At 62.4% G+C, this 23,322-nt stretch carries 25 protein-coding genes and 1 tRNA gene; 7 read left to right on the top strand and 19 right to left on the bottom strand.

What is annotated here, in order from left to right:
- Positions 1–5: 5 nt before the first annotated feature.
- Complete coding sequence (locus tag CPA56_RS05830) at positions 6–1,622, bottom strand: Do family serine endopeptidase (protein WP_182041086.1); 1,617 nt, start codon at positions 1,620–1,622, stop codon at positions 6–8.
- A 114-nt stretch (positions 1,623–1,736) separates the two neighbouring features.
- Here CPA56_RS05830 and CPA56_RS05825 point away from each other — a divergent pair, with 114 nt between their 5' ends.
- On the top strand, positions 1,737–2,855 hold the full coding sequence (locus CPA56_RS05825) for an Mrp/NBP35 family ATP-binding protein (protein ID WP_182041085.1): 1,119 nt from the start codon (positions 1,737–1,739) through the stop codon (positions 2,853–2,855).
- Here the strand turns inward: CPA56_RS05825 and CPA56_RS05820 are convergent.
- Positions 2,801–3,085 carry a hypothetical protein gene (locus CPA56_RS05820; protein ID WP_182041084.1) on the bottom strand — a complete coding sequence of 95 codons (285 nt, stop codon included), beginning with the start codon at positions 3,083–3,085 and terminating at the stop codon, positions 2,801–2,803. The two genes, CPA56_RS05825 and CPA56_RS05820, sit on opposite strands and share 55 nt — an antisense overlap.
- 140 nt (positions 3,086–3,225) lie before the next feature.
- Here CPA56_RS05820 and CPA56_RS05815 point away from each other — a divergent pair.
- Both CPA56_RS05815 and CPA56_RS05810 read left to right on the top strand, forming a co-directional pair.
- Positions 3,226–3,300 (top strand) — tRNA-Thr (locus CPA56_RS05815).
- Between the two features lie 108 nt (positions 3,301–3,408).
- Positions 3,409–3,891 carry a phosphate-starvation-inducible PsiE family protein gene (locus CPA56_RS05810; RefSeq protein ID WP_182041083.1) on the top strand — a complete coding sequence of 161 codons (483 nt, stop codon included), beginning with the start codon at positions 3,409–3,411 and terminating at the stop codon, positions 3,889–3,891.
- Positions 3,892–3,991: 100 nt separating this feature from the next.
- Here CPA56_RS05810 and CPA56_RS05805 read toward each other — a convergent pair whose 3' ends face one another.
- From CPA56_RS05805 to CPA56_RS05725, 17 genes are all read right to left on the bottom strand, one after another.
- The gene (locus CPA56_RS05805; protein WP_326831304.1) at positions 3,992–5,758 is read right to left on the bottom strand and encodes a carbohydrate porin; all 1,767 of its coding nucleotides are present in this window, start codon (positions 5,756–5,758) and stop codon (positions 3,992–3,994) included.
- 185 nt (positions 5,759–5,943) lie between these two features.
- Complete coding sequence (locus tag CPA56_RS05800; RefSeq protein WP_182041082.1) at positions 5,944–6,777, bottom strand: hypothetical protein; 834 nt, start codon at positions 6,775–6,777, stop codon at positions 5,944–5,946.
- Between the two features lie 94 nt (positions 6,778–6,871).
- On the bottom strand, positions 6,872–7,267 hold the full coding sequence (locus tag CPA56_RS05795; protein ID WP_182041081.1) for a hypothetical protein: 396 nt from the start codon (positions 7,265–7,267) through the stop codon (positions 6,872–6,874).
- 58 nt (positions 7,268–7,325) lie between these two features.
- Complete coding sequence (locus tag CPA56_RS05790; RefSeq protein ID WP_182041080.1) at positions 7,326–7,787, bottom strand: chemotaxis protein CheD; 462 nt, start codon at positions 7,785–7,787, stop codon at positions 7,326–7,328.
- Positions 7,784–8,173, bottom strand: coding sequence for a response regulator (locus tag CPA56_RS05785; protein WP_182041079.1), 390 nt, complete (start codon positions 8,171–8,173; stop codon positions 7,784–7,786). Before CPA56_RS05785 ends, CPA56_RS05790 begins: the two co-directional genes overlap by 4 nt.
- 80 nt (positions 8,174–8,253) lie before the next feature.
- On the bottom strand, positions 8,254–9,297 hold the full coding sequence (locus CPA56_RS05780) for a protein-glutamate methylesterase/protein-glutamine glutaminase (RefSeq protein ID WP_182041078.1): 1,044 nt from the start codon (positions 9,295–9,297) through the stop codon (positions 8,254–8,256).
- Positions 9,298–9,301: 4 nt separating this feature from the next.
- The gene (locus CPA56_RS05775; protein ID WP_182041077.1) at positions 9,302–10,144 is read right to left on the bottom strand and encodes a CheR family methyltransferase; all 843 of its coding nucleotides are present in this window, start codon (positions 10,142–10,144) and stop codon (positions 9,302–9,304) included.
- 10 nt (positions 10,145–10,154) lie between these two features.
- Positions 10,155–10,673 (bottom strand): chemotaxis protein CheW, encoded by a 519-nt coding sequence (locus CPA56_RS05770; protein WP_182041076.1) that lies wholly within the window; start codon positions 10,671–10,673, stop codon positions 10,155–10,157.
- A gap of 32 nt (positions 10,674–10,705) precedes the next feature.
- Complete coding sequence (locus CPA56_RS05765) at positions 10,706–12,952, bottom strand: chemotaxis protein CheA (protein WP_182041075.1); 2,247 nt, start codon at positions 12,950–12,952, stop codon at positions 10,706–10,708.
- A 12-nt stretch (positions 12,953–12,964) separates the two neighbouring features.
- Positions 12,965–13,348 carry a response regulator gene (locus tag CPA56_RS05760; protein ID WP_182041074.1) on the bottom strand — a complete coding sequence of 128 codons (384 nt, stop codon included), beginning with the start codon at positions 13,346–13,348 and terminating at the stop codon, positions 12,965–12,967.
- Positions 13,341–13,643, bottom strand: coding sequence for a hypothetical protein (locus CPA56_RS05755; RefSeq protein ID WP_182041073.1), 303 nt, complete (start codon positions 13,641–13,643; stop codon positions 13,341–13,343). Before CPA56_RS05755 ends, CPA56_RS05760 begins: the two co-directional genes overlap by 8 nt.
- Complete coding sequence (locus tag CPA56_RS05750; RefSeq protein ID WP_182041072.1) at positions 13,643–15,184, bottom strand: methyl-accepting chemotaxis protein; 1,542 nt, start codon at positions 15,182–15,184, stop codon at positions 13,643–13,645. The genes CPA56_RS05755 and CPA56_RS05750 overlap by 1 nt, the downstream gene beginning before the upstream one ends.
- Before the next feature lie 393 nt (positions 15,185–15,577).
- Complete coding sequence (locus tag CPA56_RS05745) at positions 15,578–16,372, bottom strand: MotE family protein (protein ID WP_182041071.1); 795 nt, start codon at positions 16,370–16,372, stop codon at positions 15,578–15,580.
- Between the two features lie 32 nt (positions 16,373–16,404).
- Positions 16,405–16,815 carry a flagellar basal body rod protein FlgC gene (gene flgC, locus CPA56_RS05740; protein ID WP_182041070.1) on the bottom strand — a complete coding sequence of 137 codons (411 nt, stop codon included), beginning with the start codon at positions 16,813–16,815 and terminating at the stop codon, positions 16,405–16,407.
- 43 nt (positions 16,816–16,858) lie between these two features.
- The gene (locus tag CPA56_RS05735; RefSeq protein ID WP_229707447.1) at positions 16,859–17,248 is read right to left on the bottom strand and encodes a flagellar basal body rod protein FlgB; all 390 of its coding nucleotides are present in this window, start codon (positions 17,246–17,248) and stop codon (positions 16,859–16,861) included.
- Positions 17,249–17,273: 25 nt separating this feature from the next.
- Positions 17,274–20,051: a hypothetical protein gene (locus tag CPA56_RS05730; protein ID WP_182041068.1), complete on the bottom strand. Its 2,778-nt coding sequence runs from the start codon at positions 20,049–20,051 to the stop codon at positions 17,274–17,276.
- A gap of 89 nt (positions 20,052–20,140) precedes the next feature.
- Positions 20,141–20,383 (bottom strand): hypothetical protein, encoded by a 243-nt coding sequence (locus CPA56_RS05725; RefSeq protein WP_182041067.1) that lies wholly within the window; start codon positions 20,381–20,383, stop codon positions 20,141–20,143.
- Positions 20,384–20,621: 238 nt separating this feature from the next.
- Between CPA56_RS05725 and CPA56_RS05720 the strand changes: the two genes are divergently transcribed.
- The 4 genes from CPA56_RS05720 to CPA56_RS05705 are packed head-to-tail and all read left to right on the top strand — an operon-like array spanning position 20,622 to position 23,223.
- Entirely contained in the window at positions 20,622–20,978 is a 357-nt protein-coding gene (locus CPA56_RS05720; RefSeq protein ID WP_182041066.1) for a flagellar hook-basal body complex protein FliE, read from the top strand.
- Positions 20,979–21,008: 30 nt separating this feature from the next.
- On the top strand, positions 21,009–21,284 hold the full coding sequence (locus CPA56_RS05715) for an EscS/YscS/HrcS family type III secretion system export apparatus protein (RefSeq protein ID WP_182041065.1): 276 nt from the start codon (positions 21,009–21,011) through the stop codon (positions 21,282–21,284).
- Positions 21,285–22,118, top strand: coding sequence for a flagellar biosynthetic protein FliR (locus CPA56_RS05710; protein ID WP_229707445.1), 834 nt, complete (start codon positions 21,285–21,287; stop codon positions 22,116–22,118).
- Entirely contained in the window at positions 22,111–23,223 is a 1,113-nt protein-coding gene (locus CPA56_RS05705) for an EscU/YscU/HrcU family type III secretion system export apparatus switch protein (RefSeq protein WP_182041064.1), read from the top strand. The genes CPA56_RS05710 and CPA56_RS05705 overlap by 8 nt, the downstream gene beginning before the upstream one ends.
- Positions 23,224–23,322: the final 99 nt, after the last annotated feature.

Below are 23,322 nucleotides of genomic sequence, written 5' to 3'. Positions count from 1 at the left end.
CTCCCTTATGGGGTCTGCTGCCCCCCCAGCGGCACGCCCACCCAGCGCAGGCCGTCCTTGTCCTGGACCAAGAGCAGGATGTCCGTCTTTTTCATCTCACGGGCACGGTCAAGGGCCATCTGAAGGGCCTCTGGCGTGTTGACCTCCTGCTGCGCCACCTGAAGGATCAGGTTACCTTCCGCCAGGCCACGGCTGGCGGCCGGACTGCCCTCATAGACACGCATCACCAGCACACCCCGCTGACCGTCCGTCAGCTCATACTGCGTGCGGGCCGTCTGGTCGATCACGCCCAGCTTCAGGCCCAGATCACGCAGCGTCTTCACCGGCTGGTCCGGCAGGTGCGTGTCTGAGGGAAGCGGGTCCTTCTCCTCAGGATTCTTCCCGAGCGTCAGGTCCAGCTTCTGATAGCTGCCACGCCGCCACAGCGTGAACTGCACGGTCTCGCCCGGCTGATGACCTGCCACGAGCCGGGGCAGCGTCTGGCCCGTCGCAGACTGGCCATTCAGCCCCGTCAGGATATCTCCGACCTGAATGCCCGCCTTCTGGGCCGGACCACCCTTGTGAACGTCCGCCACGATAGCCCCCGCTCCCCGTTCCCCGCTGCCATCGGCCTTGTGGAACCCGAGGTCATCCGCCATACTCCGGGTGACGTCCTGATAATTCACGCCCAGCCAGCCACGCCGCACATAACCCGTCTGTCGCAGCTGCCTGATGATTCCCCGGGCATCATCAGACGGAATGGCAAAGCCGATCCCGATGGAATCACCACCGGACCCGCCATAGATCAGCGTGTTGATGCCGATGACCTCACCCTTGAGATTGAAAAGCGGACCACCTGAATTGCCGTGATTGATGGCGGCGTCGGTCTGGATGAAATCGTCATACAGACCATGCTCCACATTGCGCTTGCGGGACGAGATGATGCCCGCCGTCACCGTACCACTCAGACCGAACGGGTTGCCGATGGCCAGCACCCAGTCCCCGATGCGGGCATCATCACTGTGACCCAGCGGGACGGACGGCAGGGGCCGGTCCGCCTGCACCTGAAGGACGGCAAGGTCCTCCTTGCTGTCCCGCCCGACGATCCGTGCCGGATATTCCGTGCCATCAGAGAGCGTCACGCTCACCTGCTGGGCGTTGTCGATGACATGATTGTTCGTCACCACCACGCCGGACGGGTCAATGATGAAGCCGGAGCCGAGAGCCTGTACCTGACGGGCCGGGCGGCCATCACCATGACGGCGGTGGAGGTAATCGTGAAAGAATTTCTCGAGCGGAGACCCCGGCGGGAACGGTGACGACTGCGGCCCCGAGGGAGCACTGCCATCCGGCCCTTCCGGCTGGGAGGCATCAGGGTGGATCACGCTGGAGACGGAAATGTTCACCACGGCCGGCAGCAGCTTCTCCACCAGTGCCGCAAAGCCGGGCATCATGGCCGCCTCATGAGCTGCACGGGCCGTCATGGGCCCCGCTCCTGCCGGTGACGGCACTGCGGCAGGAGAAGAGGTTCCGGACGCGGCATCCTGCGCCTGTACCCCGCCCCCCAGAAAGCAGGCAGCAGCCACACAGGACAGCAGGCGGGCCACCCGGAAACGGGAGGAAGACAGAAGAGAAGAAGACATGAATCGGCTCATGCTGTAAAATCTACTCCACGGCGGGCCGGACGTCATCCTTCCAGCCTGCGGCCTTTATGTTTTTTTGCCTCATGAGGGGCGTTGCATGAGAGTTCTTGCCCCATGACAGCTACCGACATCTCCTCCCTGAGGGACCTCATCTCCCGTTTCCTCGCCGCCAACGGCCCGACGGAACAGACCAGCATAGAGGCCCTGACGCTGGAAGAGGGTCATGCCCATCTCATCCTGCGGACCACGGCACGGGGAGCCGCCTTCCTTCAGGATGTCCAGAAGATGCTTGAGGAAAAGATGACGCAGCACCCTGCCGTCACCGGCCTCACCCTCTCCCTGACAGCCCATCGCCCTACCTCCAGCCAGCCCCGTCAGGCCGATGCGGCCAGAGGACACCGTCCGCTGGCACTGGGCCGGAAACCCGCAGGCCGCTCCGCCCCACCGGAGGCCTGCCTTCCGGATGTAAAAGCCGTCATTGCCGTCGCCTCAGGCAAAGGCGGGGTCGGAAAATCCACCACGGCGGTGAACCTGGCCTGCTGTCTGGCCCGCCTCGGCCTCAGGACCGGCCTGCTGGATGCCGACATCCACGGCCCATCCCTGCCCCACATGCTGGGAGACCAGCAGAAACCCACCGTGGAAGATGGCAGGCTGCGCCCGCTGGAACGCTGGGGCCTGGAGACCATGTCCATCGGCTATCTGGTCGACAGGGAACAGGCCATGATCTGGCGTGGTCCCATGGTCATGGGCGCACTGACCCAGCTGATGAGCGATGTTTCATGGGGAACGCTGGACGTGCTGGTCGTGGACCTACCACCGGGTACGGGTGATGCCCAGCTGACCCTGACCCGCAAACTCTCGGACAGGCTGAAGGCCGGTGGAGCCGTCATCGTCTCCACCCCGCAGGACATTGCCCTGCTTGATGCCCGCCGGGGGGTCACGCTGTTTGAAAAGACCGGAACGCCCGTGCTGGGGCTGATCGAGAACATGTCCTATTTCTGCTGTCCCCACTGTCAGGAACGGACCGACCTTTTCGGCCACGGTGGTGCCCGGAAGGAAGCTGAAGCCCTCAACATTCCTTTCCTTGGGGAAATCCCGCTCCTGCGGGACATCCGGTGCAGTGCTGATGAAGGTACCCCTCTTGTCCTGAGGGAGCCGGACCATCCGGCCTCGCAGGCCTACATGACCATCGCACGCACCCTGATGACAGAACTGGCGGCACGGGACGCCTGAAAACGGACCTGTCGCCATCCAGCCCTCACCTCCGCCAGTCGCAGAAACGGATTCCCATGCTCCTGCCTTTCCGCCTCCCCGTTCTCACCGGCCTGTCCCTCGCCCTGCTCGGCCTGACGGGCTGCACCGACACGCACCACGGCACCAGCCACCCCGGCCTGTCCCCAGATGGTTACGGTTTCGTACAGAATGGGCCTGTCCTGCCCCCGCCGGATCATCTGCTGCATCATCAGGCCACCCCACAGCCCCACCTCTCTTCCGAAGGCGGAACCACCACAGGATCAGGCCTGTAAAACCGGCCGGGATATTTCCCGCCCCGCCCATTTTACACTTGATTCCTGACAGGAAAAATGAGATGTACGGCCCCGTCGCCGGATTAGCACAGTGGTAGTGCAGCGGTTTTGTAAACCGAAGGCCGGGAGTTCGAATCTCTCATCCGGCACCAGATTTTCCGTACAATCTGCTCCCTTTCAGAACTTCACGCCGGTCGTGTGTGTCGGTAGAAGCAATACAGCTTCATAACCACCCCACAACACGAAGGCTCTCCCTGTTCATGAAAAGCACCCTGCCCGGCTTCGTCACGCTGTCCCGCCTGTTCGACATGTTCGAAGGAGCGGCCATGCTGGTCCTGTCCATCTGCATCACGCTGGTGGCCTGCCTGGGGCTGCTGCATGTCGTGGTGGCAGTGGCCAAGCTCGTCATCCATGCCGGTCTCCAGCCTACGGAACCTGCCATATTGCAGGAAATCTTCGGACTGTTCTTCACCGTCCTGATTGCTCTGGAATTCCGCCATTCCATCCTTGTTCTGCCCGGGTCGGAATCACAGGGCATGATCCGGATGCGGTCCGTCCTGCTCATCGGCATGATGGCCGCCGTGCGCAAGTTCATCGTGCTGGACCTGAACGGCGTGAATGTCAGCGAGCTTCTGGCTCTCTCGGCAGCCGTCCTGTCCCTCTCGGCGGCCTACTGGCTCGTCCGTGGCAAGGCCATGGCCCGCATCGAACCCACGGCGCAGACGCCCTCTCCCAACCGGTAAGGCCGTCCCGCACAAGAAAAACCCCTCTCCGGCCACGGGCCGGAAAGGGGTCCAGAAGCCCTGCCACCCACATGAGGGGCGGCAGGCACATCTCATCAGGTCAGAAAAACTGGACGTGGGACTTGAAGCCCAGCAGGGCGGCATCCTTCAGGACACGCTGCATCCCTGGATTGAAAAAATACTGGAAGTCCGGCGCAAAGATCACACCCCGCATGACATGGATGCGGTAAGTCGCCTCAAGCGTGCTGCCCCAACGCTGCTCGCCATAAGACCCCCACAGGAGCGGTGCCCCACCACTTGCGTAATAGGCACTGCTCTGCGCCGGTGCCATGCCGTGCTCGATCTGGAAACGCTGCGCATCACGAGTATAACGGCTGGACCCCGTATAGGAGAAGGACACACCGACCGTATCCAGCGGGCGGGCGGGCCAGAACCCCGTATCCACAAGCCCGAACGCATACATCTTGCCACGCATGGCGGTGTCCGCCTTGTTCCAGTAGGCATCAAAGAATGCCACAAGGCCACCTTCCGGCGTATCCGCCGTCTTGTGCTTTATGAGCATCTGATCCGCCAGGAACCACAGGCCCCAGTTGAAATTGCGACGGATGCCCGTGCCGGGCACCTCATCACCAACACCCTGGCAGGTCGGACAGTTGGGAATGGTCATGAGCGTCCGCCAGCCATTGCGGCGGTTCGGAGGATTGTACACGCCCAGATAATGGTCTGACGTATCCGGCGCAAAACCGAACTTGTAATGACCGGGCAGCTGCTGCTTGCCGAATTCAGGCTCCCAGCCAATCTCGATCGGGGTCAGCACGCCACTGATGGTGGCACCGTTGAACTTGAAGCCCGTACGGTTCTCCTGCACGCCATAAATGCCACGTTCGGGAAAATAGATGCCGACCTGGATGTAGGTGCTGTTCGTGGGGCGGCCACGGACACGGGCACCCCAGCTCGTCCCCGGATAGGAGGACCGCGTGTATGTATCCGTCACCGCCTTGGGATTTCCGCAGAAGGCGTTGTTCATGAAGTTACAGTAGAGCGGGCTGTTGGCGAAGTCACTGTTGGTGGACATGCGGCCTGCCGCAATATTCAGCCGCCCACCCCAGAGTGTTTCTTCCCCGTAGAAATGAATGAGATGGAAGACCACGTTGCCACCACCACCATAGATTTCCTGACTGGGGTTCACGTTGTCACCAAACATCCTGCTGGCCGGGATGCCATAACGGCCGACACCGATGATATGGGTCTGGAACCCACGGATACCGGCCAGCTTGTACCAGTCTATGTCATTCTCAAGGCTGTACTGGCCAGCATTGGAGGCCCCCTGCTTCAGGCCCAGCCCTTTCGTGGGAGACGTGATGACCCCGGCAAACTCGTTGGTATTGTCCAGCATGAAGGCCACGCCACGGTTCCGCAGCCACTCGTTCCAGTGCATCTTGTTGAACAGGGCCTCCGGCCGGGGCAGGGGCGGGCCGTCACCCGTATCCGGGTCTCCCTCATGCAGGGGGATGTTCACGCGTTCCAGCAGCTCGCGGCCATTCTCACCATAGACGCCGAATTCTTCCGGCGGATAGTTGGAATAGGGGTGCAGACCGATATGCCTGATATAGGTTCTGGCAGCCTTCTCGGCCTCTTCCTTGCCGGGCTGCACCACCACCGAGGATGGCCTCACCTGCTGGCCATTCCGGGTGAACAGGGCCTGCCGCCCGTCAGTCTTCTGGGTACGCTCCACGATGCCCGGAGCCTGCACGGGATGGGGAAGAATGCCATGAGCCGAATAAAGCGGCGGCTGACCGCCCGCCGCAGCCCCGTCAGCAGCCTGGAGAGACGACGTCCCGAGGCACAGGACAGCCAGTGCCGACACTACGCCGGCCCTTCCGCCCCCTTTTACCTTCCTGTCCAGACACTGTAGAATATTCAGCCTGGGAAACGCTGCCATATTCTTACTTCTCCCCAATAAACCGGCCCGAAAGATCGCAAAAACGACACAATTAAAGTAGCTTCCACCGCTTCTATCGGGAAACCTTGACAAAAAAAAGAGGTTTGAGCCTACTGGCCGCTCTGGAAAAAATTTAGTGACTTATCCAACACATCCCGGCACAGCGTCTCCGGATAATCGGAAGGCTGGAGGATGTAGTCCTCCGGGCAGCAGGCCAGCATCCGGGAGACCCGTCCCATGATCCCGGGATACAGGCCCATATAGACATCGACGACATGCGCCACGGGCAGCGGAGTGGTACTTCCATGCAGTCTGCGCCCCAGCTTCAGCAGGGCCAGCTTCTCCATGACGATGCCACAGATGGCCAGCCGCATCCTGTGCAGCGTCTGGTGGGACAGGACGTCCATCCCGTAAAGCCATGTCACCAGAATGTTGACCCACACGCCCAGAAAGAGGGCCTTCACCTCCCACTTAGTCAGCTCGTACCGCCCCCTGCTGGCCTTGCCCGGCAGGGCATCCACGAACCAGGCCGCAAGGTCGAAACAGGCCGCCAGCCGCCCGACATTCAGGGCCTCGGCCATCGGAAACTTCTGGAACATGTCCACGGAAATGAAAGAGATGACCGTCTCATCCACATTGCGGGATATCGCCGGATGGCATCTCAGAACGGAATCATAGACGCTATTGTTGCCACTGCCATCATTCAGCCCAACGAGACACCGCTTCTCTTCCCCCAGCTCTCCCGTCCCGGGGAAAGGCCACCGGCCCGCAAGAACCACGGGCAGCATCTGCACTCCCATGCCGACAAGTCCAGCAGCCTCGTGGTATCCTGCCAGAAAGCGGGCTGCCTGCTCTCCAACATGGCCCTGCTGCTGGAAGACGGCTCCATGGGCAGTTTCAGCGATGACACCAATCACATCCGCTCTCTGTTCCTTACCTGCCATCAGCGGCCCCGGATACGCCAGAGCGACCGGGCCTCAGACTGCGGCTTTTTTCGGGTGAAATTGCCTTGTTTGGGACATAAAGCATAGGTCGTGGTCAGAACAATGTAAAATCGCCATGCTCATCTCCCCTTTCCAGAACCCGGCCATGACACAGCATGTCCCTGATCTGGGAAAGTTTCACTCCGGCAAGAATGGCCCCCATGCCATAATGGGGGCTGTCCTCCCGCATGGAGGCCTCCTCCACCCGTGCCAGAACGGCCCGCACGGCCTCGACCTCCTGGGTCAGGGCATCAAGGCTCTGGAGCCGCTCCATCCCGGCATGGTCCAGCTGCCCCGTTCCGACATAGTCCGACACGGCACCCTGCACGTCAGAGAGGCGGCCACACACGTCATCCAGGATGGCCACCAGCCTCTGCATCAGGACGGCGGCCTGTATGGTGGTGCCTTCCCCTTCCGCCGTGGCCTGTCCCCCTGTTTCCTTGGATATCATCTCTCTTTCTCCATAGCGGTGTCTCCCGCTTCGACTAGGCACGACAGGCGGGCCGGTCTCAGCACAGGTTCTGCATGACCTTCCCCGTCGTCGGCCAGAAACGGATGCGCCGCACCCGGCTGCCCCCGAAACTGTACGACACGCAGCGGATCTCCTCCCGTTGAAAATAGTCCAGCAGGAAGCCGACATTCTCCTGCCCGATGTCGCTGGCAATGGAGAGGACCGCCGCCCCCCCGAACGCCTTGCACTGGAGGCGTTCCCGCACGCCCCCTGCCTTCACCAGCCCCTCCGTCAGCCCTCTCATGGCATTGATGCCATACAGGTAGGCCGCCGCATCCCTGTCCCCCATGCAGTCCTCACCCGGAATCAGGAAATGGTTCATTCCCCCCACGCCGGCCTGAAGGTCATACATGCAGACCGAAATGCACGACCCCAGCAACGTGCCGAACACCACGCCAGGGTCATCAGAAATGGCAATTTCCCCCTGAATGACAGTCGTGATCTCCAGCAGTTCCGTCACCTGATGGGCCCGAAAACTTTCTCCAGTGTTTCCTTCAGCTTGGCGACCGTATAGGGCTTGGCCAGAAAATTGTTGACTCCCGCCGCCACGGCCTTCTGCACCAGCCCGGCATTGGCCTCACCCGTCAGGATGATGAAGGCCAGCTTGGCCGTTTTGGGATTGGAGCGCACGGCCTCCAGCAGGGCCAGCCCGTCCAGACCCGGCATGTTGAAATCGGAAATCACGAGGTGGATGGGGTTGGCCTCCAGATACTCCAGAGCCTCCTTCCCGTCCTTGCGCTGCACGACCCCCTTGAAGCCAAGGTCCGCCATATGACTGGCCAGAACCTGCCTGATGGAGGCCTGGTCATCTACAATTAAAGCTCGAATCTGAGATGCGGACGGCATGTATGAACCTTTCTGCCTTCTGATAATCACTCGTCAGGATCGCCTGACATCAACAGTGCCCTGACAGACACTCACGCCTTCTAGTGCAGGCCCATCGCCAGGCCGGGTATTTCCATCAGGGACGCCACCTTCTCCACGGCCCCCAGCTCTGCGGCGACCCGGGGCATGCCGTACACGACGGAGGATGCCCGGTCCTGGCCGATGGTCCTGGCCCCGGCCTGCCGCATGGCCAGCAGCCCCTCGGCACCGTCCTTCCCCATGCCTGTCAGGATGATGCCCAGCGATGTGGCACCCGCCGTCTGGGCGATGGAATGGAACAGCCTGTCCACCGAGGGACGGTGCCCCCCCACGAGGTCCCCGGCCTTCAGCCTCGTGAACAGCCGCGGGGCATGACCATCCAGCACGAGATGCCGTTCCCCTCCGGGAGCGATGCGGACCATGCCGGGTGCCAGCATTTCCCCGTCCTTGGCCTCGGCCACGGAAAGCTGCGGGATGAGGCTGTCCAGACGTGCCGCAAAGCTGGACGTGTAAAGGGACGGCATGTGCTGGCAGATGACGATTGGCGGGCTGCTGGCCGGGAAGTCCTTGATCACCTCCTCGACCGCCTCCACGCCCCCCGTGGAGGACCCTATCCCCACCACGTCGAACGATGTCCGCCACGAGACACCGGCCCGGCCCATGACGGGGGCCGTCCGCACGGGCCGAGGGCCGGGAACGGCATGACGGGGGTTGGGCTGATAGCGGGCAGCCTCCAGCACGATCTGCCCCAGTCCGGCAAACGCCTCACCAGAACCACCCTGCTTGGGGAAACATTCAAAGGCTCCCATCTGGAGGGCCGTGATGGCCGTGTTGGCCCCCCGTGTCGTCATGCTGGAGACCATGACCACGGGGATTGGCCGCAGGCGCATGATCTTTTCCAGAAACTGGAGACCGTTCATCCCCGGCATCTCGATGTCCAGCGTGATGACATCCGGCTGGTCGGCGATGATGAGATCTCTCGCCTCGATCGGATTGGAAGCCATCCCGATGACGTCAATCTCCGGATAGCTGAGGAAGGAGCGTCTTATCAGCTCCCTGGCGGTTCTTGAATCATCCACCACAAGAACCTTGACCCGTTCTTTCATGGCATCAGCCCTTCTTCATGTAGATTGTGGGAGCCACGGCCTCGAGGGAACATTCCTTGATGCAGTCCACCCTCTCGGAATGTCCGACATACAGGAACCCGCCCGGCACCAGCCGTTCGGCCAGCCTCTTCCAGAGGGCGTTGCGGGTCTCGTCATCAAAATAGATCACCACGTTCCGGCAGAAGATGACGTCGAACTGCCCACGGAATGGCCATGCCCTGTTGAGGTTGAGGGACCGGAACGTCACGAGACGCCGTATCTCCCGGGCCATGCTGAACTGCTCCATCGCCACGGCCTCCATGTAGGCCTCCCGCCAGCGTTCCGGCACGCTCCGTATCTCCTCGGCGGGATACTGGCCGATGCGCCCGGTCTCCACCACCGCATGGTTGATGTCCGTGGCCAGAATTTTCAGGTCCAGCCGCAGGGCGTCCGGCAGCTCCGCCATGATGGACATGGCCATGCTCCACGGCTCCTGCCCGGTCGAGCAGGCGGCGGACCAGAACCGGCCCCGGCCACCGGACCGCAGCTTCTGCCCCAGCTGGGGCAGGACATGAGCCTCCAGATGCTCGAAGTGGCTTTTCTCCCGGAAGAACTGCGTCACGTTGGTGGTCAGGACGCAGATGAGCTCCCGCAGCTCGCTCTCCCCCTCCCTGGTGGTGACAAAATCCAGATAGTCACGAAAAGAGGCACGCCCGGTCGCACGGATGCGCCGGGACACACGGGAAAAAACGAGGCTGCGTTTGGAGATGGGCAGGTTGATTCCGGCTTCCTGCCGGGCGATTTCCTGCACCCGGCGGAAATCCGCCTCCGAGTAGGAAAAACCGCCCTGAGGGTCCAGGTTCGTCATTGGCCCGCCCTCACCCCGCCGCCGCAGTGATGGCATCATCCCCCAGCAGACGTCCCAGAACGGCGTCCAGCCGCAGGATACGGATGACACATTCACCAATGCTCACGAGGCCGCTCAGCTCCGCCGCTCCACCATCGACAGAAATGGGCTGTATCTCGTCCAGTGCGATCTCCGTGATGCCGATCACGCTGTCCACCAGCAGCCCGCATGTAGCCCGCTGCCCGCCATCCTCGATGATGACAACGACACGCCGCTCATTGTCCGGCTGCGGTGCGGTATCGAGATAATTGGCCAGATTGACGACCGTCACGATGTTGCCACGGATGTTGATGGCCCCCTCCACATAAGGCGGGCAGTGCGGCAGGTAGGTGGGGTCCTCGAACTCCCGGATTTCCTTGATGCTGAGGATGGGAATGCAGTAACGCTGCTCCCCCACGGTAAAGATGATCATCTGCTCCCGCCCGCCCGTGGAGGCGGAAACCTGCCCGTCAGCCTGTCCGTTCCTCTGTTTCGTATCGTCTGATGACATGAATTCCATGACTTTCCCTCCTGACCTGCCTGTTACGCCGCCCTCTCGGCAATCGCCTCGAGCGCACGGGTGTCAACACGTTTCGTTGCAGAAACTATGAGTGTGGAGACATCAAGGATGAGCGACACGCTGCCATCCCCGAGGATGGTGGCGGCCGAGACACCCTGAATCTGCCGGTAGTTCTTCTCGATGCTCTTGATGACGACCTGCGCCTGATCCCGGACACCATCCACGACCAGGGCCGCCCGTGCCCCCGCCTCATTCTCCACGACCAGCACGATCAGCTGGCCCGCCTCACCGGCCCGGCCCATGTGGTGGGAGCCTGCCTGCCCGGCAGGCTCGGCCGGAAGGGTCAGCTCATCCCCCAGATAGATCAGCGGAATACACCGTCCCCTCACGGACACGACATGGCTGCCATCGGGAATGGTATAGACATCCTCGTCCGTCCGTACCGTGACCAGTTCCACCACGGACGATACCGGCACCACCATGATGGACCCGCGGCACTCGATGAGCATTCCATCCAGCACGGCGAGCGTCAGGGGCAGACTGAGCGTGAAGAGCGTTCCCTTGCCAGGCATGCTCTTGATGGTCACACGGCCACCAAGATTCTGGATGGCCTGCTTCACCACATCCATGCCCACGCCACGACCTGACAGGTCGGACACCTTCTCCGCCGTGGAGAAGCCGGGGGCAAAGATCAGCTCGTTGATCTCATTCTCGCCCAGAGACGCCCCCGGCGGAACGATCCCACGCTTGATGGCGGTCTGAAGGACACGCTGGGTATTGATTCCGCCACCATCATCCAGAATCTCGATCAGGATGCGACCGGACCGGTGACGGGCGGAAAGCCGTATGGTCCCCTGCGCAGGTTTGCCAGCGACCTGACGGGCCTCCGGATTTTCGATGCCGTGATCGACGGCATTGCGCAGCATGTGTGTCAGCGGGTCCGTCAGGTTCTCGATCAGGGTACGGTCAACTTCCGTTTCCTCCCCTTCCAGAACAAGGGCGACATCCTTGCCTGCCAGGGCACTGGCCTCCCGCACCACACGCTGCATACGCTGGAAGACGTGCCGGACCGGCTGGGCACGGATGGCCATGACGGCCTCCTGAATGTCCCGTGTCAGGGTCTTGATGACCGCCAGACGCTTGAGCAGCTCCTGGTCATGAAGGGCATTTTCCCTCGTGAGGGCCGATTCAAGGGAAGCCTGGCCAATGACCATTTCACCGACCATGTCCATCAGCATGCCGATCCGTTCAATATCCACACGGATGGACGCATTCTGCTCCCCCCGCTTGCGCCCGGACCTGGCCGGTGCCGCCGGGCGGGAGGAGGCCGCCATCTCCGCCTCCGGGGCAGGAACCGCCCCTTCCTCGGCCAGGGCCACTGCGGCTTCCGGTTCGGCGATGAAGGGCAGCTCTTCGGCCCCGTCGCCTGCCGCCTCCGCCTCATCGGAAGACGCCGCTCCGGCCGCCTCCTCACGGATGATCTCGAGGCCACAGACATCACCAACCCAGTCGAACACGGCATGAATGTCATCCTCGGTCGTGCCCCCTGCCCCTTCCGGCAGCTGGACCGTCCAGCCGAGGCAGGCCTCATCAGCCGACAGCTCCGCAAGCGGCGGAAGGTCCTGCATGTCACAGGTCACCTGAAGGGAGCCAAGGGCATCCTCCGGCAGAAGCTCCCTGAGACCCATCAGGAGATTCCGGGCATCATCGCCACGGCTGTAAAGCTCGCTGTGCGGACGGAACCTGACGGTCAGCGTCCTGGCCGGAGCCTCCTCGACAGGCTCGTCGAAATCGAAACCACCAAGGTCCACCGTCACAGGGGTGAAATCTTCGGGCACGGGCGTTTCCCCGACCCCGGACGCAGGCTGGCCCTCGCCCCCCTGCCCTATGATCGCTTCCAGCTTGTGGACATTTTCCTCGATGCGGCTGTCCTCGACCGGATCACCCGTATTCCTGGCCTCGGCCACCAGATCGCTGAGCACGTCCATCGCCAGATAGAAGGTCTTGATGATGGCCGGGTCCGGCTCCACCGTTCCTGACCGCAGGCAGTCCAGCGCACTTTCATAAACATGGGCGAAGCGGACAAGGCGGTCCAGACCGAAGGAAGCCGCTCCCCCCTTGATGGAATGTACCGCCCGGAAAATGGCATTGATGGTTTCCTTGCTGGACTCCTCTTCCGAGAGTTCCCCCAGGCCACTTTCCAGCTCCGGAAGAAGCTCATCACATTCCTCGAAGAATATCTTGAGAATGTCATCCATGACATCGCCCATATCCACGCTCCCTTATGCTGTGACCCGCCGGATGGCCCATACGAGCTTCTCGGCATTGAAGGGTTTGGCGATCCATCCGGTGGCCCCGAGGGCCCGGGCACGGCTCTTCTTTTCCTCGTCCGTCTCGGTTGTCAGACAGATGATGGGAATGCTGGAGAACGCCTCCAGCTTCCGCACGGCCTCGATGAACTGGAAGCCGTCCATCCGGGGCATGTTGATGTCCGTGATGATGGCCTGCGGCACGGGGTCGGCCTGCTGCAACACTTCCAGCCCCTCGACACCGTCACCTCCCTGAATGACGTCATACCCGGCCTCACCAAGGGCCTTGCGCAGGACGCCCTGCATGGTGCGGGAGTCGTCCACCGTCAGGACCCTCACCTTGTCTCCATCAGTCATGGCGGTTCTCCTTCTCATCCATTGCGGCCAGAAGCTGCTGCCGGACACCGAACAGCGTGAAGGCCTCCTCCGCCCGGTCGGAACACGGCCCGACCTTCAGCCCGCTGGCCAGCAGGAGCTGGAGGCACAGCCCCCCGACATAGTCGACCCCGGAGGCATCCAGCCGAAGTGACGCCGGGTCTGCCGCCACGCCCATCTCTTCCAGCAGAAGAGCCTTCAGCTCTGCCGCCGCACCGGTATCCAGCCGCTGCGGCAGAGGAATGAGGGTCTCACCCTCCCGTGCGCCTTCCACCATCAGAACTGGTCCCAGCCCGCTTCATCATCGGAATGTGTAGGCAGGATCTTGCCGTCCTGCTGGATTTCACCACGCTGGCTGCTCAGCAGGGGTGTCCGGCCTTTCGGCTCCACATGGTTCCGGGCCGGTTCCTCATGATGGACCAGTGCCGGTCTGGGCTGCTCCAGCCCCAGGCTGTGCCCTTGGTCGGAACTGATGGTGAATGTGGCCAGTGTCTGCCGCAGCTTGACGGTCTGGGTGGTCAGGTTGTGGCTGGCTGCCGTGGATTCCTCCACCATGGCCGCATTCTGCTGGGTCATGCCATCCATACTGCCCACGGCATCGGAGACCTCAGCCAGGCTGCGGGCCTGTTCCTCCGTCGCCTTGGACACGACCTCCACACGGTCTGCCAGGGCCTCGGTACCTTCTTCCACATCCTTGAGAAGGCCGCTGGTCTTGGCCACGAGACGCACGCCCTCCTGCACGTGGGCCGTTGCCGTTTCCAGCACGTCACGGATCATGTCGGCCGCCTTGGCGGACTGCTCGGCCAGGGACTGGACCTCCTTGGCGACCACGGCGAAGCCCCGCCCGGCCTCGCCCGCACGGGCAGCCTCGACGCTGGCATTAAGCGCAAGAACATTGGTCTTGAAGGCAATGTCGCTGACGGACCGCGTGATCTGCACGATGTCATCGGACGACGTCTTGATGGAGTTCATCGCCACGCTGGTCTGTTCCATCCCGTTGGAGGCCGTCTTGACCTTCTCCAGCGTGGCCTTCGTCTCACTGCTGGCATGGGAGCAGTTGCTGGCCGTGACCTTGAAGCCGGATGCGATCGACTTGACGGAGGCCGTCACCTGCCCGAGGCTGGCTGCCTGACGTTCCGTCCGCTTGGCCAGATCATCCGAAGCCGTGGAAATCTCGCTGGCCCCGTTGGCGATCATGTTGGAGCTTTCCGCCACGACGGAGAGGGCACCACCCAGCCCGGCCAGAGACGCATTGAAGGCCTCCCGCACGGGGCCGAACTCGCCATCAAACAGCGCACTTGTGATGCGGATGGCCAGATTGCCCTGCGCCAGCATCTGCATGACACGGTTGAGCTCTTCCACGACGGCATGGGTGCGGGCCTCACGCTCCTTGAGCACTTCCGTCGCTTCCATGGCCTTGCTGGTGGCCTCGCTATGGGCTTTTTCCGCCGCTTTCTGTTCCTGAAGGCTCAGGGCGAAGGAAGCCAGCATCCGGCCGACCCGGCCGACGCAGTTGGTCCTGTTCTCATACAGGCTCAGGTCCGGCGTCTCGCCACGGCTCAGGGCCTGGCCCATTGCCGTCAGCTTCTCGATCGGGTCCGTCAGGGCCTTGGTCAGGAAGAGCCATACGGCCCAGACGAGGAACATCCCGAACAGGAGAGTCGCCATATTGATGCTGGACACATGGCCGAACGTGCCGCTCCGCAGGTACCCTATTCCCTCCACGAGAAGCTGCACGGCCAGATAGAACTCGATGGCCAGCATCGCCACACGCACCTGAACACGGAACGATGCCGTCTTATACAACCAGTTGAACATGAAAAACGTCCCATCCCTCCAGAAAATTCATTCCTTCCGTCAGCATGGTCTGACTGACCTTCATGATGACAGAGAATCAAGACATAATCTGTAAAAAGCCATATCAATCACATGACATTCGCCATGTTTAATCCTGAAACATGAGGAAGTTTTTAACGGAAGAAAAGACATTTTTCAGGGAGATCGAATAATATCCCTTAAATTTAGGCGTTATTTAAGTCCAGTTTCATCATTCATTTCTTTTTCATCATGAAGAAACATCTCCCCATGCCATCAATCACCTGATGACAATCCTCCAATGTCGGGAGAACGGACGGATCATCCCGTCACGGTTCCTGCCTCCCCAAAAAACGGCAGGACAGAGCCGGACAGGCCCTGCACGGAACGCTCCGTTCACGGAGCGATATTGGTATCAACCGGGCTGTTCAGACGGTTGATCGTGTCCGGGCTGAGCTTGCGGATGCCCGCCAGATACTGGGACAGGATGTTGGCACGGTCCGGCTGCATGTTGCCGATGACATCGGAAATCCGGCGGGGAATCATGTGCTGGGCCACAGGGACCAGAACCCGCATGTCCAGAATGTTGAACATCGCCGCAGCATCACGGGGCGGCATCTGCTCATAGATATGGGCCAGCCGGGCGATGCTCTGCTCCACGTCCTGCCGACGCTGCTCCTGCTGGGCGGACAGTTCCGACGCATTGCGGCCCAGTGCCTGGAGCTTCTCATCCAGCTCTTTCTGTTCCTGCTCAAGAGCCTTCTGCTGGTGCTGGAGGGCCTCCGCCTGTCCCTGCATGGCCTGCCGATGGGTGGCCAGCTCCCCGCTCAGGCCCTGTTCGGCCAGCTTCACGCGGGAATCCGGCAGCTCCTCGTCCGCCTGCCCGGTGGATGGATCATCCTCCGCCAGACCGTTGGCGGGCGTCCAGCCCTGGAGCCGGTTCATGAAGAGATGCTGCTTCGTGGGCCTCACACTCTCGGGAGCCTTTGCGACGGCTGGTGCCGTCGGCACGGCACTGGCTCCCGTACCATGTGGAGCGGGCTTCTGCGGCGTCTCAGGAGATGTCTCATCCCGTGCGGAGGGACTGCTGAGCTGCGCCGCAAGAGAATGAAGGTTCAACGCCAGCAGCACCGTCATCAGGCAGGAGGCGAGATTGGTGATCCTGCTCAGGGAGAATCCGGCTTTTCTCATGGGTCTGACATTCCCTCTCATGGCGTTCTCCCTCAATCCTTCATCAGATTGATGGCCCGTGACAGCATGGAACGGGTAACCTGCATGGTGTTGAGATTGGCCTCGTAAGAATGCTGTGCGTCGTGACTGTCCATGATCTCCACGATGGAGCTGACATTGGGCATCTTCACATAGCCCTGCTCGTTGGCCGCCGGGTGGGCGGGGTCATAGCGCATCTGGAAATCGGACTGGTCCTCCCCGACGGAACGGACCTCCACGCTGGACACACCGCTGGCACGGTCCAACGTCTCCCGGAAGGTCACCGTCTTGCGGCGGTACGGGTCCGCCCCGGGGGACGAACCGGTCGTCTCCGCATTGGCCAGATTCTCGGCGGCGATCCGGAGGCGGGCCGTCTGCGCCCGCATGCCTGCCGCCGAAACACCGATCGTATCAGAAAAATCCATCCCTCTATCCTCTCCTCTGCCGCTGTTCCTTCACGGGCGGGGCTTACTGCCCGCCTCCCCCAAGGGCCATGCCGTAAAGCCCCATGTACCGGCCATAGACGGTCGTGGCGAAACGCTGCTGGTCGCTCGTCTGGGCGATCTTGCCCAGCTCATCCTCCAGCACCACCCGGTTGCCATCCAGCGAGGCCCGGCCCCCCTGCCTGTGGGCATGTGTCTCGCCTGTCGGCCCCAGCATGTGCCCCGGGTTCGTGCGCCTGAGGGCCACGCCATGAGCGGCGTTCAGGACCCCCTGGAAGGGCGACACGTCCTTCGGGCTGTAATGCGGCGTGTTGGCGTTGGCGACATTGCCCGCAAGAACGGATTCACGGTTCTGGAGCCAGCTCATCCGCCGTTCCGCCAGATTGAGCAGGTCCGTTCCACCTGTCTGATTCATGCTCATCCAGTCCTGTTCCCTTCCTTCACTGTCCCTGCTGGGCCGTCACGAGCAGGCGGAACATCCGCCCGGCATCTCCCTCGAAAGGACGGTCTCCTATGCGGTTGCGTATCCAGTCCAGCGTTCCCGCATCTCCAGCCCGGGACGCATCGGAGGCCAGACGGAGGGCCAGAAGCTGCTGCGGAACGGTCAGTACCCCTTGGGGTGGCAGACGCTGCTCCACCATGCTGCGCAGGTCCGTAACGGCGGGGGACCATTCCTCCCGGTTCTCATGGATATGCGCCCGCATGTCGGCCGCCTGCGGGTCCTGATCCGCCCCCAGAAGATAAAGGGCCACTTCCGGTTTGCCGGAGGCCGTCGCCATGCCGGCCATGATGCGGTTCCTCCGGGCGGTTTCCTGCGAAGACAGATGGGCACCCCCCGTCCCCGACAGCGTGGCGGAGGCCCTGTCAAACAGTCCCTGCCTGATCTCGTTCTCCGCCAGCGCATCCCCGGCAGCAGCCCTGCGCTGCGGGTCCGTCATCATGGGGATGGCCGTGCTCATGGCCTCCCCGGCCCGCCTGTCCAGCCCCAGAAGCCCCAGGACACGCCCATAGGCCAGCAGCAGGTCGCCTTTCCGGTCACTTGCGGGCAGGTCCGGCAGATGTGCCCGCAGCAGAGCCGCTCCATGCAGCAGGGCGGCCTCATCCTGCGGCGACGAAGGCGTGCCGTTACCATCACCCCCCGGAAGGCCCTGCACGACACCGGACAGGGCTGCGGACAGCAGGGCCTGCGCCCGGGCATCATCATGCGGTGCCGGAGCCTGACGGGCCTGGTCCAGTGCCTGAAGGGCCGGTTCCCACTGATGGGCCTTCACGTCGGCACCGGCCCTCAGCATGTTCACAATTCCGTCCCGCCCGGAAAGGCGGGCATCCGGCAGAAGGGACGCATACTGCCGTGCCGCCTTCTCCGGTGAGAGGTGGCCATCCCTCAGGCTCATGGCCACGCCTTCCTCCATCGCCTTCTCGGCGATGATGGGGTCATGATCTATGGAAAGGGCCTCCAGCAGACGGGTGGCCTCCTTCCCGTCACCATCACGCAGGGCACGGACGGCCTGTATGAAACGGGTGTCACTGCCATCCGGCAGCCGGTTCAGGGCCTGCCGCTCCGCCGGGGTACCCCGGCGGGCGATGGCCTCCGCCGCCACGGGCAGCAACGCCGCCCGCAGGGCAGCGGGATAGTTCAGAAGGCGGGGCATGTCCCGGGCCAGAAGGCGGGTGGCCTCCGCATCCCGGCCACCTGCCACAGCCTCATAAAGCCCCTGCCAGAGCTTCGTGGCCCGCATGGCCTGCTCCGGCCATTCCTGCATCAGCTGGCCTGCCCCCTTCATGCGGCCCGACAGAAGGTCGGTCGCCGCCAGAAAAAACCGCACGTCCGGACGGAACGCCTCCTCCGGGTCATCCTCCAGGGCCACATCCATGATGGCCCGTGCATCCGGGAAGGCCCCCACGCCCAGCGCAGCCTGTGCCGCCTCCAGACGCCGCTGGAAACGGTCCTTCGGCGATGAATCGGCCGCCGCCACGAGAGCCTGACGGTAACGCTCCTGCGCCTGCGGGGCCGTCAGCTGTTTCAGCCCGAGCCAGTTCAGGTCCACGTCGCTGGCGTAGACAGCCCTGTCCATGTCGGCAAGCGGGCGGTCATCAGCTCTCTGGAGCAGGTCTCCCTGCGGAACGGCCCGCATGACGACCTGTGGCGGTTCATGCTGGGCGATCACCACCCCTTCCAGAGACGGCCAGACATCATAATCCTTTCCCCTGCGCAGGGAGAGCATCCCGCCATCATCCAGAGCCGTGGTGCCCACCACCAGTGACGTGCCGGATACCGGGTCCTTGATGGAGAAGACCCGTCCCGGCCGCCGCATGGGGAACAGCAGACCGTTTCCCCGCAGCGCAGGAGTGATCTCCGGCCGGTCCGTATAATCCATGGCAGGTGGTGGCTGGTCCCCCAGCACCCATCCGTCACTCTGCTGTGACAGATAAAGCTGCCTCGTGTCCGGCACCGGCAGGCTGATCATCGTCAGGTCCGGCAGGGTCGTGACATTCAGGCGGGCGAAGATGCCATCACCATGCAGGGCCGAGACATCCATCGGCTGGCCTGCATCCACAAGGATGATGAACCGGTCACCACTCTGATAGGCCGCAATGCCCATCTGGTCCGGCACGGGAATCAGTATCCTGTTGCGTGATGAAGCCGTGACGGCAGGCTCGTTGCCCACCCCCCGGGTGGAAGCGGCATGATCCGCCTTTCCGACACCCGACCGGGCGGCCTGTTCCCTGCCCGCCTCCTCCAGAAACTGGCGAAGGGACTGGTCCTTCTTTTCAGCCGAGGCCGGTTCCTGCTTCTGGGGAGCGACCGTGCCCCCCTGTGCCGTGCCGACCCCCAGCACATGCGCCCCCCAGCCGGAAGGAACACCCTGAAGCAGCGGATCACCCGGCTTCACATGATCCTGCACCTGCAACTCTGCCGGAACATGCTGGGCCACCGCATGTGCGTGGTGGGGAGGGGCACGGTGAAGATGCACGGGGGACCGCCTGCCGCCCCCTTCCTCCGGCCGGGTCTGGGCGGAGGCAGAAGGGATGGCATCCATGAACGGTGAGGCCGTGGCGGGGGCCTGGGCGGCCAGGGCCGTACCACACAGCCAGCCCTGCATCCCTCCGGCTGTCAGCCCCAGCATGACGAGACCGGCAACACCAAGGCCGACCCTGCGCCAGGTTCCCCCTCCTGCCGGAGACCCGGAGACAGCCTTATGGACAGTGCATGGCATGATGCTGCGATCCCTCATGGTCCTCAAATCCGTTCCTTCATCCCTTTACCCGGACAGGCCACACTCCGGCCTGCCCAACATGGCTGGCCTCAGGCCAGCAGGTTGACGAAACTGCTCGTGGCAGAGTTCCTGCGCACACCCTTGGCACTGGGCACGACCTGCCCTGTTGCATCAAACTGCATGGTGGCTTCCCCCCCGCTGCTGCGGCTGGAAGAAAGCTGCACACGGGCGGCCTTCTCCGACATGGCGGCCTTGCGCATCTCGGTAGCCTGCTGGGATGTCCTGAGACGCATGGCGGAAGCCAGCTCGGACGCTACTGACGGTGCTGACATGATCTTCTCTCCTTGATGTGGGCCATCAGTTCACTCCTGATGGCAGTTCCTGATACCGAACGGAGAAAGAAAAACAAAGCTATTTGCATGTCCATATATGAAAACAACCTTACATAAACCTTCCATTAAAAGAAAAAACATGGAATATTTTAAAAATGGTCATTACAAGTAAAGCTGTACGGCGTACCGGCCATACAGACTGCCATTCTCTTGCGTGAAAAGGAGGCCAGATCAGGCCATGTCCATCTCCAGCATTGCCAGTTCCTCCGCCCAGAGTTTCGATGCCGGGCAGGCCTACGGGCGGGCACAGCAGCTCAGCCAGACCAGCCTCCCCACCGGCGGGGACCTGACAGGCGAGGCGGAAACGTCCGATGCCGTCTCCAGCTTCAGTGCCGTCCTCGGCAACGCCATCAGGGGAGCCATCAATACCGGCAAGGTGGCAGAAACCCAGACGGCACAGGCACTCTCCGGCAAGGGCAACATGTCCGACGTCGTCGCCTCCGTCGAAGAGGCCAAGCTGACCCTCCAGACAGTCACGACCCTGCGGGACCGTTTCGTGAGTGCCTATCAGGATGTCATGCGGATGTCCGTCTGACCGGCAGGGCAGGAAACAGGAGGACCTCTCATGGGACACGCCGTCGATGTGCAGGAGGTCCTGCGCCAGACGCTCCTTGTCGCCGTCAAGCTGGGGGCACCCTCCCTGCTGGCCTCCCTGCTGGCGGGGCTGTGTGTCTCCCTCTTCCAGGCCATGACACAGGTCAGCGAGGCCACGCTGTCCTTCGTCCCGAAGTTCATAGCGGCGACCGCCACGCTGATCCTCACGGCGTCCTTCATGCACGCCACCATCCATGCCTATGCCGAGATGATCTTTGACCAGCTCATCAAGGCCGGGGGTGTCTGAATGCTCTCCCTCTCCGATTTCTTCGGTTCACCGGACCTGGCGGCCCCTCACGGGTCCCTCGCCGTGCTGACAGGCATGTTCGTCATCATCCTGTGCCGGGTCAGTGCCGTCGTCATGGTGGCTTCGGGGCTGGGCGAGAGCGGTGCTCCGGCACGGGTACGGGCCGGACTCTGCCTGATGCTCACCCTCACCCTGCTGCCGGTCCTCCAGCAGCGGCTGGTCGCCGTGTCCGGCGAGGCCCTGCGGATGCCCGCCATGTGCCTGAAACTGGTCGCCGGAGAACTGCTCTGCGGATTCTTTCTGGGAATGCTGACCCGCCTCCTCGCCATGTCCCTGGCCATAGCGGGGCAGATCATCGCCGTTTTCACCGGCATGGCCAGCGTCATACAGACGGACAGCCAGCTGGGGGCCTCCAGCACGGCCGTCAGCCACATGGCCAGTGCCCTGGCCCCCATCATCCTCTTCTCCACGGGCCTCTATGCCCTGCCCCTCATGGCCCTGTCCGGCTCCTACACCCTCTTCCCGGCAGGGAACATCACCGCCATGCTGGTGGGCGACATGACCACGGACATGGTCCAGGCCGTCAGCACCAGTTTTCTCATCGCCATGCAGCTGGCGGCCCCCTATCTGCTGCTGGGGACACTCTGGCCTGCCATGCTGGGCGTGCTGAACCGTCTCATGCCCTCCATACAGGTCTATTCACTGGCCATCCCGGCCCAGATTCTGGGTGGCATCCTGCTCATGGCCCTTCTGATCCAGATTCTGACGGGCACATGGGCCGAGAAAATGCAGCTCCATCTTTCGACCCTTCCCGGCCTGAACCTTCATGGCTGAGGAAAATGGCAGCGGGGGCGGCGAGAAGTCACAGGCCCCGACGGAGAAACGCCTCCAGAAGGCCCGTGAGGAAGGCAACATCGCCCAGTCCAAGGAGCTGCTGATCCTGGTCGCCCTAGGCACCTTCCTGCTGGTCTTCGCCCTGAGCATCCCTGCCTCCGCCCGCCGGTTCACCCATGACATGAGCGGCATCTTCATCAATTTCGGCCTCGTACCGGACAACCCGGCAGCCCTGTACCGGTTCAGCCTCCATGCCATCATGACCGGGCTGCACCTCATCGGGCCTCTCATGGGGGCGGGAGCCTGTGCCATCCTCATCGGCGGCCTTCTCCAGACAGGATTCCTCTTCCGACCAGAGGCCCTGAAGCCGGATGTCGGACGGCTGTCCCCCCTGAAGGGACTCAAGCGGATCATCAGCATCAACAACCTGATCGAGCTGCTCAAGACGGTGGCAAAATTCACCGTCTTCGGGCTGATCCTCTACAGGGTTGCCCTCCAGACCGTCGCCCTGGCTCCCCAGTCGGAACGCTGGACCCCTTATCAGCTTATCATCGCCATGAAGTCATGGTTCATCTATGCAGGCTTCATGATACTGGCCATCCAGTGCGTCATCACCGGGCTGGATGAGGTCTGGTCCCGCTATCACCGTTTCTCCAAGCTGAAAATGAGCCTTCAGGACATCAAGGATGAAATGAAACAGAGCGAGGGCGACCCGCAGATGAAGGCCCGCCTCAAACAGCTGCGCCTGAGCCGCTCCCGCCGCCACATGAAAAAGGCCGTGAAGGAAGCCACCGTCATCGTGGTCAACCCGACCCATTATGCCGTGGCCATCCGATATGACCAGGCCAGCGGGTCCGCACCGAAGATCGTGGCCAAGGGCATGGACGAGCTGGCCTTCCGCATCCGTGAGGTTGCCCGGGAAGAGAAGATCCCCGTCATTTCCAACCCGCCCCTGGCCCGTGCCCTGCACGGCCTGCCGCTTGATACGGAGATCCCCGAAGAATTCTGGAAGCCCGTGGCCACCATCATCGCCTATGTCGTCCGCCTCAGGACGCCGGGATCCCGTGCCGTTCCCCCACCGGAAAGCCGCCTGTCGGACCTGTAATCCCCTGTTCAGGAAAAAAGCAGGTTATGTTTGATTTTGAAAATGGCGTTTCATAGGCTTGATTGAGGGATAGCCTTAAATAACGGTTAAAGACAAGGA

Source organism: Bombella mellum (genome assembly GCF_014048465.1).
Classification (GTDB): domain Bacteria; phylum Pseudomonadota; class Alphaproteobacteria; order Acetobacterales; family Acetobacteraceae; genus Bombella; species Bombella mellum.
The sequence above is the reverse complement of the archived record's forward strand: the minus strand, read 5'-3'. Positions and strand labels throughout refer to the sequence as shown.